The organism is Vibrio sp. S/42/10 (assembly GCF_029890535.1).
Classification (GTDB): domain Bacteria; phylum Pseudomonadota; class Gammaproteobacteria; order Enterobacterales; family Vibrionaceae; genus Vibrio; species Vibrio cyclitrophicus.
In genome coordinates, this window is sequence record NZ_JAKMZC010000006.1 from 103,140 (window position 1) to 119,023 (window position 15,884).

15 protein-coding genes and 1 tRNA gene are annotated in these 15,884 nt (G+C 45.2%); 7 read left to right on the forward strand and 9 right to left on the reverse strand.

Annotated features, from left to right (window positions below):
- Window positions 1-69 precede the first annotated feature (69 nt).
- The 6 genes from L8S15_RS09170 to rpsU all read right to left on the reverse strand — a co-directional run bounded on the left by L8S15_RS09170 (window position 70) and on the right by rpsU (window position 6,280).
- Entirely contained in the window at window positions 70-1,338 is a 1,269-nt protein-coding gene (locus L8S15_RS09170) for an O-acetylhomoserine aminocarboxypropyltransferase/cysteine synthase (RefSeq protein WP_010434545.1), read from the reverse strand.
- Window positions 1,339-1,541: 203 nt separating this feature from the next.
- Window positions 1,542-1,617, reverse strand: a tRNA-Ile gene (locus L8S15_RS09175).
- A 163-nt stretch (window positions 1,618-1,780) separates the two neighbouring features.
- The gene (rpoD, locus tag L8S15_RS09180) at window positions 1,781-3,625 is read right to left on the reverse strand and encodes an RNA polymerase sigma factor RpoD (RefSeq protein ID WP_010434608.1); all 1,845 of its coding nucleotides are present in this window, start codon (window positions 3,623-3,625) and stop codon (window positions 1,781-1,783) included.
- A 99-nt stretch (window positions 3,626-3,724) separates the two neighbouring features.
- Window positions 3,725-5,476: a DNA primase gene (gene dnaG / locus L8S15_RS09185; protein ID WP_010434609.1), complete on the reverse strand. Its 1,752-nt coding sequence runs from the start codon at window positions 5,474-5,476 to the stop codon at window positions 3,725-3,727.
- A 119-nt stretch (window positions 5,477-5,595) separates the two neighbouring features.
- Window positions 5,596-6,039, reverse strand: coding sequence for a GatB/YqeY domain-containing protein (locus L8S15_RS09190; RefSeq protein ID WP_010434610.1), 444 nt, complete (start codon window positions 6,037-6,039; stop codon window positions 5,596-5,598).
- A gap of 25 nt (window positions 6,040-6,064) precedes the next feature.
- Complete coding sequence (rpsU, locus tag L8S15_RS09195) at window positions 6,065-6,280, reverse strand: 30S ribosomal protein S21 (RefSeq protein ID WP_004396009.1); 216 nt, start codon at window positions 6,278-6,280, stop codon at window positions 6,065-6,067.
- Window positions 6,281-6,537: 257 nt separating this feature from the next.
- Here rpsU and tsaD point away from each other — a divergent pair, with 257 nt between their 5' ends.
- Both tsaD and L8S15_RS09205 read left to right on the forward strand, forming a co-directional pair.
- Window positions 6,538-7,554, forward strand: coding sequence for a tRNA (adenosine(37)-N6)-threonylcarbamoyltransferase complex transferase subunit TsaD (gene tsaD / locus L8S15_RS09200; RefSeq protein WP_010434613.1), 1,017 nt, complete (start codon window positions 6,538-6,540; stop codon window positions 7,552-7,554).
- Window positions 7,555-7,710: 156 nt separating this feature from the next.
- Complete coding sequence (locus L8S15_RS09205) at window positions 7,711-8,526, forward strand: alpha/beta hydrolase (protein WP_280572779.1); 816 nt, start codon at window positions 7,711-7,713, stop codon at window positions 8,524-8,526.
- A 92-nt stretch (window positions 8,527-8,618) separates the two neighbouring features.
- Here the strand turns inward: L8S15_RS09205 and plsY are convergent, their stop codons facing one another.
- Entirely contained in the window at window positions 8,619-9,215 is a 597-nt protein-coding gene (gene plsY, locus L8S15_RS09210; RefSeq protein ID WP_016767764.1) for a glycerol-3-phosphate 1-O-acyltransferase PlsY, read from the reverse strand.
- Window positions 9,216-9,353: 138 nt separating this feature from the next.
- Between plsY and folB the strand changes: the two genes are divergently transcribed.
- The 3 genes from folB to L8S15_RS09225 are packed head-to-tail and all read left to right on the forward strand — an operon-like array spanning window position 9,354 to window position 11,011.
- Window positions 9,354-9,713 (forward strand): dihydroneopterin aldolase, encoded by a 360-nt coding sequence (gene folB / locus L8S15_RS09215; RefSeq protein ID WP_004735969.1) that lies wholly within the window; start codon window positions 9,354-9,356, stop codon window positions 9,711-9,713.
- Complete coding sequence (gene folK / locus L8S15_RS09220; RefSeq protein ID WP_010434622.1) at window positions 9,710-10,192, forward strand: 2-amino-4-hydroxy-6-hydroxymethyldihydropteridine diphosphokinase; 483 nt, start codon at window positions 9,710-9,712, stop codon at window positions 10,190-10,192. The genes folB and folK overlap by 4 nt, the downstream gene beginning before the upstream one ends.
- A 15-nt stretch (window positions 10,193-10,207) precedes the next feature.
- Complete coding sequence (locus L8S15_RS09225) at window positions 10,208-11,011, forward strand: undecaprenyl-diphosphate phosphatase (protein WP_016767763.1); 804 nt, start codon at window positions 10,208-10,210, stop codon at window positions 11,009-11,011.
- 92 nt (window positions 11,012-11,103) lie between these two features.
- Here the strand turns inward: L8S15_RS09225 and L8S15_RS09230 are convergent, their stop codons facing one another.
- Window positions 11,104-12,420, reverse strand: a complete 1,317-nt coding sequence (locus L8S15_RS09230) for a multifunctional CCA addition/repair protein (protein WP_016767762.1) — start codon at window positions 12,418-12,420, stop codon at window positions 11,104-11,106.
- 36 nt (window positions 12,421-12,456) lie between these two features.
- Between L8S15_RS09230 and L8S15_RS09235 the strand changes: the two genes are divergently transcribed.
- A complete protein-coding gene (locus L8S15_RS09235; protein WP_280572782.1) occupies window positions 12,457-14,127 on the forward strand; it encodes an AAA family ATPase in 1,671 nt (556 codons plus the stop codon).
- Window positions 14,127-15,056 carry a general secretion pathway protein GspB gene (locus L8S15_RS09240; protein WP_280572784.1) on the forward strand — a complete coding sequence of 310 codons (930 nt, stop codon included), beginning with the start codon at window positions 14,127-14,129 and terminating at the stop codon, window positions 15,054-15,056. Before L8S15_RS09235 ends, L8S15_RS09240 begins: the two co-directional genes overlap by 1 nt.
- A gap of 123 nt (window positions 15,057-15,179) precedes the next feature.
- On the opposite strand, the gene L8S15_RS09245 is transcribed toward L8S15_RS09240, so the two are convergent.
- Window positions 15,180-15,791 (reverse strand): TIGR04211 family SH3 domain-containing protein, encoded by a 612-nt coding sequence (locus L8S15_RS09245; protein ID WP_010434638.1) that lies wholly within the window; start codon window positions 15,789-15,791, stop codon window positions 15,180-15,182.
- Between the last annotated feature and the right edge of the window lie 93 nt (window positions 15,792-15,884).

Below are 15,884 nucleotides of genomic sequence, written 5' to 3' on the forward strand. Positions count from 1 at the left end.
CCCATCCTGTGATGGGCTTTTTTTGTGTCTGTTAATTAACGATCAGTGTTAGAGCTAGCGGTAGCGTCATTAAGCGCTAAGTGCTTGCTCTAGGTCAGCCAAGATATCGTCAATATGCTCAATGCCTACTGAGAGGCGAATCATCTCTGGTGATACACCAGCTTGCTTTTGTTCCGCTTCGCTTAATTGACGGTGTGTTGTAGAGGCAGGGTGACAAGCGAGAGATTTTGCATCGCCGATGTTCACCAAGCGCTTGAAGATTTGTAGAGCATCATAGAAACGAACACCTGCTTCATAACCATCTTTCAAGCCAAAAGATAAAATGGCAGACGGCTTACCTTGCATGTATTTCTCAGCCAGCGGATAGAACTCAGACGTTGGTAAACCCGCGTAGCTCACCCAACTCACTTTCTCATGTTGCTGAAGGTACTCAGCTACTTTCAGTGCATTCTCTGTGTGTCGCTCCATGCGTAGCGATAAAGTTTCTAGACCTTGCATTAGCATGAAGGCATTCATTGGCGACAGCGCAGCACCCGTATTACGCAGTGGAACCGTTCGAGCACGACCAATAAACGCGGCTTCGCCAAAAGCCTCGGTATAAACCACACCGTGGTAAGAAGGTTCTGGCTGATTAAACACGGGGAAGCGATCTTTGTGTTCTGCCCATGGGAATTTACCTGAATCGACAATAACACCACCCAACGTTGTTCCGTGACCACCAACGTATTTGGTGAGTGAGTGAACCACGATATCGGCACCAAAGTCGATAGGTTTGCATAGCACTGGTGTCGCCACCGTATTATCAACAATCACAGGTACACCTTGTGCGTGAGCAAGCTCTGCCACACGTTCTAAGTCGATGATATTGCCTGCTGGGTTACCGATACTCTCACAGTAGACCGCTTTGGTTTTTTCATCGATCAGCGCGGCTAAGCTCTCAGGCTTGTCGTCTTTTGCAAAGCGAACTTCAATCCCTTGGTTTGGTAACATATGAGCAAATAGGGTGTAAGTACCGCCGTAAAGCTGAGGAGTTGAAACGATGTTGTCGCCGATTTGGGCCAACGTTTGAATCGCGTAGTTGATCGCAGCGCTGCCAGCACTCACCACTAATCCGGCAATACCACCTTCTAAGGCTGCCATGCGCTTTTCCAACACATCATTGGTTGGGTTCATAATACGAGTGTAGATATTACCTGGTACTGCAAGGTTAAACAGGTCGGCACCATGTTGTGCATCATCGAATTCATAAGCAACGGTTTGGTAAATAGGAGTAGCAACCGATTTGGTTGTTGGATCGGTTTCGTAGCCGAAGTGAATCGAGAGCGTTTCGTCTTTCATGAGTCTTCCCTGAACTATTGAATGATTTGTGTACTCTCATATTGCCGATTTTTTTATAAAAGAAAAGTAAGCTCAGTCACAGAGAGGCAATTGGAATTGTGTTCGGGACGATTCGCTATTTGTAGGAAATATAGCTATTGAGTTGTACTGCTTCAGAAAAGCAAAAAGCCAGAGCAGTATAAACTGTTCTGGCTTTTCTAATTTGGTGGCCCCTCCCAGATTTGAACTGGGGACCGAACGATTATGAGTCGTGCGCTCTAACCACTGAGCTAAGGGGCCGTAGGGCATAGATTATAGGGGAAGCGCTCAATGGTGTCTAGACACTATAGGGGCCAATTCCGCTTACATCTTAGCCACTTAAATCATGTAGGCACAAAAAAGGTGAGCCAACGCTCACCTTTTCTATTTTAAGCTTAAAAGCTAATCACATTAAAGCGTGTGATTACTCGTCTAGGAAGCTGCGCAGAGTTTCTGAACGGCTTGGGTGACGAAGTTTACGTAGTGCTTTTGCTTCGATTTGACGGATACGCTCACGAGTTACGTCGAACTGCTTACCCACTTCTTCAAGAGTGTGGTCTGTGTTCATGTCGATACCGAAACGCATACGTAGTACTTTAGCTTCACGAGGAGTTAGGCCCGCAAGAACGTCTTTAGTTGCACCGCGTAGGCTGGTTGCCGTTGCTGAGTCTAAAGGAAGCTCAAGAGTTGTATCCTCGATGAAATCACCTAGGTGCGAATCTTCGTCGTCACCGATTGGTGTCTCCATTGAGATAGGCTCTTTAGCGATTTTCAGTACTTTGCGGATCTTGTCTTCAGGCATTTGCATGCGTTCAGCCAATTCTTCCGGAAGTGGTTCACGACCCATCTCTTGTAGCATTTGACGAGAGATACGGTTTAGTTTGTTGATCGTTTCGATCATGTGAACCGGAATACGGATAGTACGAGCTTGGTCGGCAATCGAACGAGTGATTGCTTGACGGATCCACCACGTAGCGTAAGTAGAGAACTTGTAACCACGACGGTATTCAAACTTATCTACGGCTTTCATCAGACCGATGTTACCTTCTTGGATTAGATCCAGGAATTGTAGACCACGGTTTGTGTACTTCTTAGCAATCGAGATTACTAGACGTAAGTTCGCCTCAACCATCTCTTTCTTCGCACGACGAGCTTTCGCTTCACCGATAGACATACGACGGCTGATGTCTTTAATGCTTTGAACAGTAAGAGAGGTTTCGCGTTCGATCATATCCAGTTTTTGGATAGAACGACGAATGTCGTGCTCGTTACGTTTAATTTTTTCTGCGTATGGCTTATCTGAAGCAAGAACTTCATCCAACCATGCTTCGCTAGATTCGTTGCCAGTAAATAAGGCAATGAATGATTTCTTCGGCATTTTGCCGTACTCAACCGTTTGACGCATGATTAGGCGTTCTTGAGTACGTACACGATCCATTGAAGTGCGAAGTTCATTTACTAGGTAGTCAAACTGTTTTGGTGTCAGACGGAATTCTTTGAATACGTCTTGCATCATTGTTGTTGCAATCGTTGCTTTCGGGCTTTCGTGGCCGTATTCATTGATTGCTAGCTGACGGTTTTGGTAGCTAGTACGAAGCGCTGTAAACTTCTCAAGAGCAAGCTCAGGATCAATACCTGTATCTTCTTCTTCCTCTTCCTCGTCGTCTTCAGCTTCTTCTTTGTCTTCGTCTTCCAGATCAGTTTCAGCAAGTTCTGAACCGATGTGTGTTGCCGTTGGCGCAGCTGTGCCATCGTCGTCTGGGTCAACAAAGCCATTGATTAGGTCTGTTAAGCGAATCTCTTCTGCTTGTACGCGGTCAAACTGTTCCAAGATATATGGAATGGTGCCTGGGTACTCAGCAACGGATAGTTGAACGGTATTAATACCGTCTTCAATACGCTTAGCAATGTCGATCTCGCCTTCACGAGTTAGTAGCTCAACTGTGCCCATTTCACGCATGTACATACGAACAGGGTCAGTAGTACGGCCAATCTCGCTCTCTACGCTTGAAAGCGCAGCAGCAGCAGCTTCAGCTGCATCTTCATCTATATTGGCATCGTCATCATTAAGAGCTAGATCATCAGCATCAGGTGCAGTTTCTACTACCTTGATACCCATGTCGTTAATCATTTGAATGATGTCTTCTACCTGTTCAGAATCCACGATTTCTGCAGGTAGGTGGTCGTTTACTTCGGCGTAGGTCAGATAGCCTTGTTCCTTGCCTTTAATAACAAGTAATTTTAGCTGTGACTGCGGATTTTGATCCATAGATGATATCCAACTTCAGGTCTGGTGAAGGACGTTGCATTCTCAAATGCAAACCAATTATGTTAACAAATTTATTAAATGCTGACTAATCAAACAGGGTTACGCTTTTAGATCTAGCATTAAAGCTAGTAGCTCCCTTTTTTCTTCGGCTGATAAACCGACACTTCTTGCTTTGGCCTGCAGGTTTTCAATTTGTTTTTCAACGCACTGGGCAAGGATATTGTCCAATGAATCTAAAAATATGTCTTCTTGATTGTCTTCGTCGAGGGGGATTTCCCAGCTCGCGAGACGAGACAGAAGTGCCTCATGTTTATTATGTCGCCAATGCTCTAATAATTGGCCTGTGTTGATATGGGGATGCGCGTGGCATTTATCAAGTACTTCAACGAATAAACTTAGTCCAGGCAACTGTAAGCCTTTGACGCTTGATAAGTCCGGTACCATATCAGCATAGCTCGGATTTTGGATAAGCAAAGCGATAACTTCACGCATTGGAGTGCGCTTGAGCTCTTTATGCGGTTGAGGTGTCGGGTTCTTTGTATGAACGCGAGCACGTCTCAATTGGTTATCAAATCCAGTACGTTCATCGAGTAATTTTTCGAGCAGTTCTTGGAAGTAACTGTCAGGGATTTTATTAATCAGGGCGCTGGCGTGTGCACGCAGGGCCGATTTTCCTTCGGTTGTTCCTAAGTTTAGCTTATGCAGTTCGATGAGGTTATCAAACAAGTAAGTCGAGAGCGGGGTCGCATTTTGTACCAGTTGTTCAAAAGCGTCTTTACCGTGTTCTCTTATATAGCTGTCAGGGTCTTCGCCATCAGGCAAAAATAGGAACTTCAGCGTATTACCTGTTTTTAGAAACTCTAATGCGTTTTCTAATGCGCGCCACGCCGCTTCTTTACCTGCTCTGTCGCCATCATAACAACAAACCACGGTACTGGTTTGTCGGAATAACATTTGAACGTGGTCACCTGTAGTTGAGGTGCCCAGTGAGGCTACTGAATAATCGACACCATATTGCGCGAGAGCGACGACATCCATGTAACCTTCTACAACAAGTATCTGAGGCGGTTCACGGTAGGCTTGCATCACTTCATAAAGGCCGTAAAGCTCTTTACCTTTATGGAAGATAGGCGTTTCTGGTGAGTTTAGATATTTCGGCGTGCCGTCTTCTAAAACACGACCACCAAATCCAATCACTCGGCCACGACGGTCACGAATCGGGAACATTACGCGTCCACGGAATCGATCGTATCGGTTGCCTTTATCGTTTTCTATTAACATGCCGCCAGTAACTAGCATGTCTTGGGCTTCTTTTTGTTGCCCGAAGTTTTTACGAACAAGGTCCCACTCGTCGGCAACGTAACCAATACCAAATTTCTGGACGATTTCACCAGACAGTCCACGATTTTTTAGGTAATCAATCGCAGGCTTGTTAGCTGAGATCTTCAGTTGAGAGCGGTAAAAATTACTGATTCCGCCCATCAAATCGTAGAGGTTACGTTTTTGTTCGCTGTTGGCTCTTGGTGTTGTTGATATTTCACCGCTGCGCTGTTCTCTTGGGACATCTAACCCGAGAAAGGAAGCAAGCTCTTCAATCGCTTCCACGAAATCGAGGCGTTCGAACTCCATCATGAAGTCGATGGCATTGCCATGTACGCCACAGCCAAAGCAGTGATAAAACTGTTTTTCTTGGCTTACGCTGAAAGAGGGGGTTTTCTCATTGTGAAATGGACAACAAGCACCATAGTTTTTGCCTTTTTTCTTAAGTTTCACGCGTGCGTCGACAATATCGACAATGTCGAGACGTGCTAGGAGATCATCGATGAAACTGCGCGGGATGTGTCCTGCCATAAAACCTTAGAAAAATGCACTAACTGAGAGTGTGGATAATAATAGTTTGAATGGGTTACAGATACAAACAAGCCGTGCGTTCCGAAGGATTGCACGGCTTGTTGCAATTTGATTTGGGATTAAGCGAGTTTAGAACGAACTAAACCACTCACTTTACCCATATCTGCACGCCCTTGAATTTGTGGTTTCAAGATAGCCATTACTTTACCCATGTCTTGCATGCCCGCTGGTTGAGCTTCGGCGATTGCGCTATCAAGTAGTGCAATAACTTCTTCTTCGGTTAACGGCTGAGGCATAAAGCCTTCAAGTACAGTAATTTCTGCTTTTTCCACATCAGCAAGATCTTGACGATTTGCCGATTCATATTGAGCAACAGAATCGCGACGTTGCTTAACCATTTTAACTAATACAGCAAGAATGTCGTCGTCGTTCAGAGTGATCCGTTCGTCAACTTCACGTTGCTTAATTGCTGAAAGAGCTAAGCGGATAGTGCCAAGGCGCGGTTTGTCCTTGGCTTTCATCGCTAATTTTTGCTCTTCTTTGAGTTGTTCAATAAGAGCCATAACTCAGTCCTTATGGATTAAGTTATTAGTACAGGCGAACGCGACGTGCGTTTTCGCGAGCTAGCTTCTTAGCGTGACGCTTTTGAGCTGCTGCTTTAGCGCGTTTGCGAACTGTAGTTGGTTTTTCGTAATGCTCACGACGACGCACTTCAGAAAGGATACCTGCTTTTTCACAAGAGCGCTTGAAACGACGTAGTGCAACGTCGAACGGTTCGTTTTCACGTACTTTAACTATTGGCATATGCCTTTCACCTCAGGGGTTATTCATTATCGCTGGTCACTCAGTACCAAATCAGAGAAGTTACCATCGAGCTAACTCTCTATTCGCGTTTGGCCATTAACCAGCTTGATCAAAAATGGTGCGGAATTTTAATCCGATCACAGTGGCTTTGTAAAGCACTTTGTCGATTATAGTCTGTACAATATTTGTTTGAAGAGCTTAGGCAGGGTAATATTGCGCTAATTTCCCATTTTAGACGAAAGCGTGCCGAGAAAATTATGCGCATTATTGGTATTGAAACCTCTTGTGATGAAACAGGAATCGCGATTTATGATGATGAGCAAGGGCTGCTTTCTCATCAATTATACAGCCAAGTAAAACTGCATGCCGATTATGGTGGTGTGGTGCCTGAACTTGCATCACGTGACCACGTGAAAAAGACCATTCCATTGATTAAAGCGGCATTAGCGGAAGCTAACTTGACCTCCAAAGACATTGATGGTGTTGCTTACACGGCTGGCCCAGGTTTAGTTGGTGCACTGCTCGTGGGTGCAACCATTGGTCGTAGTATTGCTTATGCGTGGGGCGTGCCTGCTGTGCCAGTGCACCATATGGAAGGTCACCTTCTTGCGCCAATGTTAGAAGATAACCCGCCACCATTCCCATTTGTGGCTCTGCTGGTTTCTGGCGGACATACCATGATGGTAGAAGTGAAAGGCATCGGCGAGTATCGAATTCTTGGTGAATCGATTGATGATGCGGCCGGTGAAGCTTTTGATAAGACCGCGAAGTTGATGGGTTTAGATTACCCAGGTGGTCCATTGCTGTCTCGTTTAGCAGAAAAAGGCACTCCAGGTCGTTTTAAGTTCCCGCGTCCAATGACCGATCGTCCAGGGCTCGATATGAGCTTTTCTGGTCTAAAAACATTTGCTGCGAACACGATTCGTGCGAATGACAACGACGATCAGACACGTGCTGATATCGCTTACGCGTTCCAAGAAGCCGTTTGTGCGACCTTGGTAATCAAATGTAAGCGTGCCTTGGCGGAAACGGGCATGAAACGTATAGTGATTGCTGGTGGTGTAAGTGCCAACAAACAGCTACGTATTGAGCTTGAAGCGCTGGCGAAGAAAATCGGTGGTGAGGTGTACTACCCACGCACTGAGTTCTGTACTGATAACGGTGCGATGATTGCTTACGCGGGTATGCAACGCCTTAAAAATGGTGAAACGGCTGATTTGTCTGTTCATGCCACGCCGCGTTGGCCAATTGACCAACTAGAGCCAATTGCTTAACTAGTCGCAGTCGTTCAACGAAAAACAGTCGATCAACAAAAACTAAGCGCAGAATAAACCAGTGTGTTTCGATAAACGGTCGCCTCGTGCGGCCGTTTTTATATATCGTCGTTTTATAAGCTGAGCGATATTCGTAGAGAGATATTAGGGAAGAAAATGAACAAGTTTACTGTAGATAATCAGTCAATGACGTACCTCGATGAAGGTCAAGGCCCTGTCGTAGTATTCGGCCACAGCTATCTTTGGGATAGTGCGATGTGGAAGCCACAGAACGATGCGCTAAAAGCGCAGTATCGTTGTATTGTTCCAGAGCTTTGGTCTCATGGTGAATCTCAAGCTGCACCAAGTTCAATGCGTAACCTAAAAGATTACGCTCAGCACGTTTTGGCTCTGCTTGATCATTTAGAGATCGAAGAATTCTCAGTGGTTGGTTTATCGGTTGGCGGTATGTGGGGAGCAGAGTTAGCGGAACTTGCACCTGCACGCATCAAGTCTTTGGTTCTAATGGATACTTTCGTAGGCCTTGAGCCAGAAGTTGCTCATGCTAAATACTTCCACATGTTAGACACCATTACTCAAACCAAGATGGTGCCTCAACCGATTGTTGAAGCGGTGGTTCCATTGTTCTTTGCGAATGATGCTCAAACCAACACGCCAACTTTAGTGGACGGTTTTACTCAGCAGTTATCATCACTTGAGGGTGATAAGGCTGAAGAAGTAGCGCGAATCGGTCGAATGGTGTTTGGACGTCGCGATATGATTGAAGTGGTAGAGAACTTTGCATTGCCAGTTTTGATTGCCGTTGGACAAGAAGATAAGCCACGTCCAGCATTGGAATCTTACTTAATGCACGATTGCATTACAGGCAGTGAGTTAGTGGTGATTCCTGGGGCGGGTCATATTAGTTCGCTAGAGCAGCCAGAGTTTGTTAACGCTATGCTGAAGACGTTTTTAGATAAACATCTGCTGTAAGCTCTAAAATACTGAGTATGATTGATCGACTCATACTTACGTCGCTTTAAACGTATCTCGGTTTTAAAATGGTTCGGCTTAGACATGACAGTTTAAGCCGATTTTTTTTGCCCGAGTTTTGGTTCACTGCCATCGAGTAAGCGACGAATATTCTGATGGTGACGTAGAACGATTAAGCAACACAACATGGCTACTGGCAGTGTGTATTGAGGTTTGACTAACCAAGCGTAGAAAGGCGCAAGCAACACAGTAACCAATGCCGCTAAAGAAGAATAACGAAACAAAAATGCCACCACTAACCATGTCGCCATGATCATGCCTGTTAAATCGAATCCAATTGGTGCGATGGCTCCAAGTGCGGTGGCAACGCCTTTACCGCCTTTGAAGTGGAAGAATATCGGGTACATATGACCAAGGCATGCAGCAATAGCGACAACGCCTAAAATGATCGAGTCGATATTGAGGTAGTAGCCAAGCCAGACTGGAATGGTGCCTTTAAGCATGTCACAAAGTAGCACGGCTGCCGCGGCGCCTTTACCGCCCAAGCGGAGTACATTGGTGGCCCCTGGATTGTTGGAGCCTACCGTTCTTGGATCAGGAAGTCTTAAGACTCGGCATATCAAGACCGCACTCGAAATTGAACCTAGCAAATAGGCTGCAATGATCATGATAAGTGCCAAAGGGGTCATGTTTTTCCTTAAACGGTTGTAAGCCTAACGGTGGGAAAATAATGCTCAATCCAAGAGTAATTGATATCATATCTGGAATTACACGAATAATACGTTTTTTTCCCCAATATGGGTATCCGACCTCTAAAAGGACAAGTCATGGCACTGGATAAAGTTTTCATTGAACAGCTAGAAGTAATTACAACGATCGGTGTTTACGATTGGGAACAAGAGATTAAACAAAAACTTGTACTTGATATTGAAATGGCTCATGACAACCGCCCTGCGGGAAAAAGTGACGATGTAGTCGATGCTTTGGATTATTCGACAGTGAGCACTGCGGTATTAGATCATATTGCTAATGGTCGCTTCTTATTGGTTGAACGTGTAGCAGAAGAAGTCGCTGAATTGATCATGACTCAATTCTCTGTGCCTTGGATTAAGATCCGTTTGGCTAAACCTGGCGCAGTGCCACAAGCGAAAGCTGTGGGTGTGATCATCGAACGAGGTCAGGCATGACAATAGCCTATGTTGGTGTCGGCACGAACATAGACCGCGACAAGCATGCAAGGGTGGCATGGACAGAGCTTCAATCGTTAGGGACTAACCTTAAATGCTCTAAAATCTATCACTGTGAGCCTGTGGGGTTTAAAAGCCACTCGTTTTATAACTTTGTGATAGAACTCGACACATCACTATCATTGACTGAATTTTCACAGCAACTGCGTAAGATTGAGTTTAAATGGGGTCGCTCTGAAGACGCTCATAAGCTTCAAGATCGAAAGCTCGATCTTGATATTGTGTTGTTTGGAGAGGTGGTTTCTGAGAGCGATCCAGAATTACCACGCAGTGATATCTATAAATATCCTTTTGTAACACAACCACTTTATGATCTCTGTCCTGCGAGAGTCATCCCGCAAGACGGACGAACCGTCGGTGAAATATGGCAGAAGATGCAGCAACTAGACTCGCTCTCTGTCGTAGACATAAAACTATAATTTTTAAGGTAAGTAATGAGTTATTTTGAAGCGTTTATATTGGCGTTGGTACAAGGCTTTACTGAATTTCTACCTATTTCCAGTTCAGCACACTTAATCCTTCCTTCCGCGGTATTGGGTTGGGAAGATCAAGGTTTGGCTTTTGATGTTGCAGTACATGTTGGTACGTTGGCTGCAGTGGTTATTTATTTCCGCAAAGAAGTGGTCTCTTTGTTGAGTGCGTTTTTTGGCTCGGTATTTAAGGGTGATCGCAGTAAAGAAGCGAAGTTAGCGTGGATGATCATTCTCGCAACGATCCCGGCATGTGTCTTTGGCTTGTTGATGAAAGACATTGTTGAGCTTTACTTGCGTAGCGCGTGGGTGATTGCAACGACGACGATCATTTTTGGCCTATTGCTATGGTGGGTGGATAAGAATTCAAGCCTACGTGATGACGAATACCAAGCGGGTTGGAAAAAGGCTTTGTTTATTGGCCTGGCTCAAGCAATGGCGATTATCCCGGGAACGTCTCGTTCTGGCGCAACCATTACTGCAGCGCTTTACCTTGGCTTTACTCGTGAAGCGGCAGCTCGATTTTCTTTCTTGATGTCTATTCCAATCATCACTTTGGCTGGTGGCTACTTGGGTCTTAAGTTGGTGACAAGCGGTGACCCAATCCATGTTGGCACTCTGCTAACGGGTGTTGCGGTGTCTTTCATCAGTGCTTACATCTGTATTCACTTCTTCTTGAAGCTTATTTCACGCATGGGTATGACACCATTTGTTATCTACCGCCTAATTCTAGGTTGTGGTCTGTTTGCTTTCTTAATGATGCAATAACAGACGTTGATAACAGTCTCGTCGTAAAGATTGAAATAAAAAGCCCGCTGACTCGCGGGCTTTTTAATGCGTGCTTACTAATGGAGTGAAGACTAAGTATTAGTGAGCTCTGATAATGCGTTTTCAATGGCTGCAGCTCTGCGTTTCTCTTGCTCTTCTCGAATCTCTTTACCTTGAAAACCATCGGCAATAATCGATTTAACCTCGACTTGAAGCGCCGCTTGGTAAGCCACTTCAAAACGCGCTTTCTGAGGATAAGGCTGATCTTCTAATCCTTTACGACCTGCGTGATCAGCTTGGCAGCAAAGTAATATGTTATCTAGCCTATCTGGTTTACGCCAAACATCGAACTTATTGAGAATTTTGAGGAAAGTGGCTGGTTTGAGCTCACTTGCTCGATGGATATTAGAGTGTTGCTCGCATACCAGCAGTGCTAAATCTCTAAACTCATTGGGCACTCGTACTCTTTGGCAAAGCCTTTTAATGATCTTTAAACCAGTGTGACAATGCATTTTGTGGCTTGGCCATTCTTTCTCTGGTGTGACGCCTTTGCCTAAGTCGTGCACTTGAGCAGCAAAGCGCACAGGCAATGACTGGCTTAAGAGTGCTGCTTGTCGAGCAACCATCAGAGTGTGAATCCCCGTGTCGATCTCAGGGTGCCATTTTTCAGGCTGAGGTACGCCAAATAGAGCATCAATTTCAGGTAATACAACAGCCAATGCGCCACATTCTCTTAAAACGGAAAGGAACACCTCTGGATGTGATGTACTAAGAGACTTATGCCACTCTTGCCAAACTCGTTCTGCGGTGAGGTGTGCGAGTTCACCGGATTGGACGATCTTACTCATCATATCCATGGTTTCAGGTGCAACCGTGAAGTTAAGATGGTGAAGTTTTGCTGCAAAGCGAGCGACGCGCAGCACTCGTAGAGGATCCTCTATAAACGCATCAGAAACGTGTCTTAGAATTCGATCAGAGAGATCTCTCTCGCCATGGTAAGGATCGTAAAGTTGGCCCTTGTCATCTTGAGCAATAGCGTTGATCGTCAAATCTCGACGCATCAGATCTTCTTCCAAACTTACGTCTGGCGCAAAGTAACATTCGAAGCCGGTGTAACCTGAGCCAGACTTTCTTTCGGTACGAGCCAGTGCGTGCTCTTCTTTGGTTTTTGGATGTAAGAAGACAGGGAAATCCTTCCCGACAGCGGTAAAGCCAAGGCTCTCCATCTCTTGAGGAGTACTTCCGACGACCACCCAATCTTTATCATAACTTTCAATGTTGAGCAGTTGGTCGCGTACCGCACCGCCGACGAGATAGCGTTGTAGCCCATTCTCTTTTGGTAGGCTATCGAATATTTGCAACTTATCACCTCGAAATGTTTTATCACTGCTGGACTTTACTGCAAGCAATGGTACTTTCCATTAATCGTAATTATAGGGCAGCACATGTATAAGGAATATTTTGGCTTCGTTGAGATGCCATTTTCGATTGTACCAAATTCTCGCTATTTGTTTTTGAGTCAGCGTCACCAAGAGGCGATGCAGAACCTACAAGCCGGTTTAGGCGAAGGTGGGGGCTTTGCAATGCTCACCGGTGAGGTTGGTACAGGGAAAACTACGGTCGCCAAGGCAATGCTGTCCTCTCTCGATAGTCAGACTCAAGCTGGCCTTATACTTAACCCTACATTTTCCAATACTGATTTACTTGAAGCTGTCTGCGATGAGTTTGAGGTTGAGTACCCTGAACAGGCATCGTTGAAACAATTGACTCAGGCGATTCATCACTTCTTACTCGATAGCCATGCCGAAGGCATTCAAACTTTATTGGTGATCGATGAAGCCCAACATCTCGCAGCCGATGTGCTGGAGCAGTTGCGTCTTCTGACTAATTTAGAAACTGACAGTCGTAAATTATTAAAAGTTTTGTTGGTTGGTCAGCCTGAATTACAGCAACACTTACAAACCACTCAGCTACGTCAACTAGCGCAGCGTATTACGGGGCGTTATCACTTGCTGCCACTCAATATTGAGGAAACTGGCAAGTACATCGCGTTTCGTTTGGAAACGGCGGGTGGCGAGCAGATGTTGTTTTCAAATCGCTCGGTTAAGTTAATTGCCCAATATACCCATGGCATCCCAAGGTTGATTAACTTGGTGTGTGATAAAGCGCTTCAGCTCTCTTTTCATGATGGTGAACGAGCTCCTTCGAATGACACGGTTAGCCGAGCTTGCCAACAGATCATGGCCTTTCAAGCCGAGGTCTATCACGTTGAAAAACCTCGCATGGCTTATGTGGCTCCAAAGTTAATCCAATACGCAAGTGTTGCTGTGTTAAGCATTGGTTTAGCATTCGCGACCTTTAATTTCGCGCCATCGTATATCGACTCCTGGTTATCTACTGAGCCTTTAAGCGAAGCGAGCATTGAAGCCTTTCCAACCGTTCAGCGCTCTTTAGTGGTAGGCTCACCAGAATTGGTCTTGCAACCTGAATCTTCAAAATTTGCATTACCACAACACATTCAGCAGCATTTGATGCAGGGAACCAACCGTTCTCTGGCGATTAAAGATCTCTATACTTTATGGGGTTATCAGTCTTCACTACGTGATGGCTTGTGTTTAAGTGAGCCGCAAAGTGTTTTCGTATGTGAGCAACACCAGTCCAATCTAGAGTCCTTATTAGAGCTTGGTGTGCCTGTTGTCCTTGAGTTAGATATTGAGCAAGAACCTGTGTTCGCGGTACTTTATGGTGCGTCCGAAGATTCGGTGGAATTATTAGTTAATGAAAAGCTTTTGGTAATGCCTAAGCGATCTCTAGAGCAAATATGGCAAGGTGATTATGTCGCGATTTGGAAACAGCCATTAAGAGAGACGCTTAAAGAAGGTTATCAAGGTGAGGCAGTTGCACTGCTTGATCTGTTACTTTCTGAAGTTTTGGATGATGTTGTATCTGGCAGTGATATTTTCGATAGCGAATTGAAAATGAAGGTCGAAGCCTTTCAAATTTGGCAAGGGATGTCGGTAGATGGTATCGCTGGAAAACGCACGCTAGCAAGACTTCAAAGGTTAGCTCAACTCGATTCTCCTAAGCTGATGTCACTGGATGGAGGTGCAAGCTAATGTCACGCATTATGCACGAGCTTAAACAATCTGAGCTTAGAGGTTATCAAAGTCATCATGTACCGAACTCTGCAATGGCGATCAGTAAAAAGAAAGGTTCCTCGGTTGCTATGGGCTTACTCTTTATGTTGGTTCCTTCCCTGATAGTGGGTGGAACTTTAGCTTATCAATCGTATAACGACCAACAACAGTCACCATCAGCAAAGCAACCCGTTGACGTCGTGCAACTAGAACAGGCACCTCAACCAGACGTTGAAGTTGAAATAGCTGAGGCTGGTACGCAAAGTGTGGATACTGCGTCAGAAGGAGTTAAAAACAAAGCGTTGTTTGCTGTTCGTGCTGCTCCGGTAAGTCAGACATTAGCAGCACTGCCACGCCAAGCGGTTTATGCACAGATTGACTCAGATAGCGGCAATCGTGCTGGTGGCTCAAACGTGATTGCGGCAAACGCAGACAACCATACACAAGCGACAGCCAGCTCTGATTCATCAACGGTGCAATCATCAGCTCAACCTACAGCGAGCGATGAGAGCCGTGATTTGCAATCGGACAGTGATTTACTGCAAGGGCTAGACTTCAGTGAACTGCCTCCTGATCTGGCGTTGAAGCTTGAATCGATTATGGGAGAGCAGCAAGACGCGCCCGAACCAATGGATTCAAGACCAGCAACACAAACGGAATCTCAGACAATAGAACTCGAGTCTCATAGCAATAGCTTATCTGGAGTGTTACCCAAGTTAGATCTACAAACTCACATGTACTCAAGCAGTGAAACGAAGCGTTGGGTCAAAGTGAATGGCCAAGAAGTGGCGCAAGGAGACTGGATAGGACAGGACATTCAGTTGCTTGAGATTAAACCTCAATCGATAGTGATTGAATTCAATCAGCAGAAGATAGAAATTCCCGCGCTGTATGAATGGAAAGGCTAGCGAGTTCTAAAAGCATCTAGATAAAAGGCAAATAAAAAGGAGCACCTTGGTGCTCCTTTTTGATATTCGATACTGAATTTACTTTGATTCACGTACAACACGAGAAATCGACAAACGAATCGCTTACGCCCAGCCGTTTGGTGACTTTCTACGACGAGGCATAATGTGTGGTAGGACAAGGCCCAGAAGTAGACCAATACCAGCAACACCACCACCGTACATGAAGTACTTCAATAGTAGATCATCTTTTTGAGTGTCTAGTTTAGCGCGTAGTTCACGGTTCTCTGTTTGAGAGCTCGTTAGCTGTTGGCTAATTTCACTGTAGTTCTGTTCTAGTTCAGCAATCTGCTTGTTACGAGACTCTAGAGAGCTCGCTAGGCCTGCTTTTTCGCTGTCAGCACTCTGACGAGCATTCGCTAGCTTGCCTTTTACTTCAGCGAGTTCTTTTTCTAGCTTAGGCATGCGCAGTGCCATGCTTTCTTGTGTGCTTACAAACTTACTTTCAACCCAACCTTTACGGCCACGGCTGTCTTGAACCTGGGTGTAACCCGTGCTCTTGTTCGTTTGTAAGTAGGTAATCTTCTCACCAGCGTCAACACTACCGATGATACGGAACGTATTGTTTGGGCCAGAATGCATATAAGTAAATAGTTTGTCAGCAATATAACGGTCTTGTGCAAAGGCAGCTGGAGCCGCAAGCATTGCGAACAAAACTAAGCTAATCAGTTTTTTCACAGTAAATCCCTTAACGATTCAAATTGGGTAGGCGTATGAGTCAGCCTCAATCCACAAATAATATTTAGTTTCTTTATGCGGTGCAACAAAGAA